The sequence below is a fragment of the Saccharothrix sp. ST-888 genome (assembly GCF_000955975.1).
GTDB lineage: Bacteria > Actinomycetota > Actinomycetes > Streptomycetales > Streptomycetaceae > Kitasatospora.
Genome location: NZ_JYJF01000699.1, coordinates 1 through 335, shown reverse-complemented (window position 1 = coordinate 335; position 335 = coordinate 1). Strand labels below are relative to the sequence as shown.

Sequence of the window (335 nt, the reverse complement as noted above, 5' to 3'; positions counted from 1 at the left end):
CAGCTGGCCGCCACCCCGCGGCAGACCACGCCGGCCGTCTACTCGCTGGCCCGGGACATCGCCCGCGACCGCGGGATCATCCTGGCCGACACCAAGTTCGAGGTCGGCCTGCTGGACGGAGCACTTGTGATCGGCGACGAGGTGCTAATCTCCGACTCGTCCGGCTTCTGTACCGCCCGCCAGGATCGTGGGGTCCACGCGCGCCAGCTACTCCGCCGACACGGTCTACGGCGCGCAGGTGCGCACGCCCCGCACCCACGTCAGCTTGAGGTCGCCGGCCGGTACCTGGCCGGCTCTGCACACGGTAGGGCAGTCGGATAAGACGTTGAGCATCG

1 protein-coding gene is annotated in these 335 nt (G+C 69.9%); it reads left to right on the top strand.

The features are described 5' to 3' along the window. Positions 1-321, top strand: a 321-nt coding sequence (locus UK12_RS34270) for a phosphoribosylaminoimidazolesuccinocarboxamide synthase (RefSeq protein WP_045307132.1), incomplete at its 5' end; no start/stop codon positions are given. Between the last annotated feature and the right edge of the window lie 14 nt (positions 322-335).